Origin of the sequence: Acinetobacter sp. YH12098, assembly GCF_013419235.1 — a bacterium.
Taxonomy (GTDB): Bacteria; Pseudomonadota; Gammaproteobacteria; order Pseudomonadales; family Moraxellaceae; genus Acinetobacter; species Acinetobacter amyesii.
This window is the reverse complement of sequence record NZ_VPAO01000031.1, coordinates 1-3,316: the sequence shown is the minus strand read 5'-3', so window position 1 is coordinate 3,316 and position 3,316 is coordinate 1. Positions and strand designations below refer to the sequence as shown.

1 protein-coding gene is annotated in these 3,316 nt (G+C 40.7%); it reads left to right on the top strand.

The features are described 5' to 3' along the window. Nucleotides 1-441: 441 nt before the first annotated feature. Nucleotides 442-3,316, top strand: a 2,875-nt coding sequence (locus FTU38_RS11225) for an Ig-like domain-containing protein (protein WP_180111221.1), incomplete at its 3' end; no start/stop codon positions are given.

Sequence of the window (3,316 nt, the reverse complement as noted above, 5' to 3'; positions counted from 1 at the left end):
TCCAGATTTAAATCCAATAGAAAATATGTGGTCACGAGTCAAGGCGATTCGAACTAAGTTTAGAGTTAAAGATATTGATAAATTATTTAAAGATTACTGTAATGATTTATTTGGTATTTAGCTATAGTTGTGTTCAATCAAGTAACATCAAAAAGTCGGGAAATTATGACTAGTCATTCATCGGTATTATTGTGACTTGCATCACACAAATAAGTGTTTGTTATTACTTGTATAAAGATGGATCTAAAATCTGAGCCTATTGATAAAAATAATACAATATTCAAGTAATTGTGCAAAATAAATACAAAGCGTGATATAACGCACACAATTAAAAATTCGTTTTTAATGAGTTGTAATTAAAGAAATTATTAAGCACCAACAATTCATTACAAAACTAAAAACATAAAAACGGCCCTAATACAAATAAATGAGGTTTTACCCATGCCGCAAATTTCTGTCATTTCTAAAGAAAGTCATAAAGTTTTGGATCAAGTTGAATCCAATCAAGTGGGGCTTATCGAAAATTCTGTCATCGTCGTCAAAATCCCGAAAGAAGATGTTGCTTCAATTACAAAGAATGGTGTTGACGCAATAATCACCTTAAAAAATGGGGAAGTGATTACTGTACAAAACTATTTTAGTGAGGTGACACCAGATAATAGTTTGGTGTTTGAGGATGAAGACGGCACATTGTATTGGGCAAAATTTACAACAGCCAATGGTGATATTGCGGATGTTATTCAGTATCAACCTTTAGATGAAATTGAACCGCTGCTTTATAACGATTCTTTGACAGGTGTAATTTTACCGTGGATTGCGGGAGCAGGTGGCGCTGGTTTATTGGGTGCAGCTATTGGTGGTGGATCTGATTCTTCTGGTGGTTCTAAGGATACGACTAAACCGGACGCGCCTAAAGATGTGGTGATCACCGATGATGGTGAGCACGTCACAGGTAAAGGTGAGCCGGGTACTACGGTAGAGGTGAAAGATCAAGATGGCAAAGTCATTGGCACAGGCACAGTGGATTCATCAGGTAATTTTGATGTTGAACTTAAAGATCCATTAACCAATGGTGAAACCGTTGATGTCACTGTGACAGATAAAGCAGGCAATGAGTCAGAACCAACAGAAGCTACTGCAAAAGACACGACCAAACCTGATGCGCCTAAAGATGTGGTGATTACTGATGATGGTGAACATGTCACAGGTAAAGGTGAGCCGGGTACTATTGTAGAAGTGAAAGATCAAGACGGCAAAATCATTGGCACAGGTACAGTGGATTCATCAGGGAATTTTGATGTTGAACTTAAAGATCCATTAACCAATGGTGAAACTGTTGATGTGACTGTGACAGATAAAGCAGGCAATGAGTCAGAACCAACAGAAGCTACTGCAAAAGATACGACCAAACCTGATGCACCTAAAGATGTGGTGGTTACCGATGATGGTGAGCACGCCACAGGTAAAGGCGAGCCGGGTACTATTGTAGAAGTGAAAGATCAAGACGGCAAAATCATTGGCACAGGTACAGTGGATTCATCAGGGAATTTTGATGTTGAACTTAAAGATCCATTAACCAATGGTGAAACTGTTGATGTTACTGTGACAGATAAAGCAGGCAATGAGTCAGAACCGACAGAAGCGACTGCAAAAGACACCACCAAACCTGATGCGCCTAATGCAACTTTAAATGCAGACGGCACAGTAGTAACGGGTAAAACTGAGCCAGGCGCAAAAGTTGAAGTTCGTGATGAAAATGGCAAATTAATTGGTTCAGGAACTGCAAACAGCCTCGGTGAATTTGAAATCCCTGTATCGCCTGCAGTGACTGATGGTGAAACTGCCAAAGTGACAGCAAAAGATGCCGCAGGAAATACTTCTGATCCAACAACCGTGATTGGTGCAAAAGATACGATTAATCCTGAAATATCTATTGAAGATACAACTTTAACTCAGGATTCAATGCCTACATTTAAAGGTAAAACAGAAGTTGGCACTGACGTTAGCGTTGTTATCAGAGATAATAATGGAAAAATTGTTGATCAAGGCGAAGCTAAGGTCATCGGTGATCAGTGGAGTTATCGTGCTGATAAAACCCTGATTGATGGAGAATACTCAGTTGAGGCCATTGCTACAGATGCTGCTGGTAATACAGGTCGTGCCACAGACACATCATTTACAATAGATGCTACAGCACCAATTGTCACGATTGACGATTTTAAAGAACCTAATTTTACAGGTACTGTGAATGAAGATGCGAATCTTCAAGTCCAAGTACAAGATTCAAATGGCAAGGATATTGCTGGTACGACAACGGTAAAAGATGGTGCTTGGACATTTATTCCAGATTCACCTGTTGCCGAAGCTGATTATACAGTGACTGTGACCGCAACTGATGCTGCGGGTAATCAACAGACAGCAATCGGAACGGTTAATACCACTTTACCGACGGTTGATATTGACGATTTATTTGGTACATCGAATTTTGCTGCAGCCTTTTCTCGTGTAAGCACATTAAGCGTGCCTGCAAACGTTCCGCAGACCAATCAAACGAAGCCAACATTCTCTGGAACTTCAACCAAAAGTGTAGAAGTGACGGTTTACCTGCGTGATGCCAATAATAAAGTTATCGATTCAGGACTAGCGAAACTAGACACCGCTACAGGTAAATGGACTTATACGCCTGCGAATGAATTGCTCGAAGGCTATTATGTGCTTGAAGCTGTATCAAAAGATGCAGCCGGTAATATCAGTAGCCCAGCATCTAAAACCTTCGTGATTGATATCACTGATCCAGTAATTGAAATCCAAAATGCAGTACTCACCAATGATGTAACTCCTGATGTAAAAGGCAAAACTGAAATTGGTTCTACCGTGATGGTTACAGTTAAAACGCCGAACGGAGATGTTATCGAGACTGGTACCGCGACAGTGGATGCGAAAGGTGATTGGAGCTATAGCGTTAAGGCAAATTTAACGGATGGTGGATATCAAGTTACTGCTAATGCAAAAGACAAAGCTGGCAACATCAGTGATGATGTAAAGACCCAAGTGACTGTTGATAGTTCAGCACCAAAAGCAACAATTACGATTGCCGATAATGGCGATGTGAAAATCAGCTTCAGTGAAAAAGTCGTTGGCTTTGATGCTGACGATGTACAGGTCACTGGTGGCAAACTCAAAGACTTGGCACAACAAGCCGATGGTAGTTGGACTGCTAAAGTCGTGGCGAATGGCACAGATGGTAGTGCAGCGACCGTTAAACTCGATATTGCTTCAGGTAGTTATAGTGATGCGGCAGGCAATGCAGGTCAAG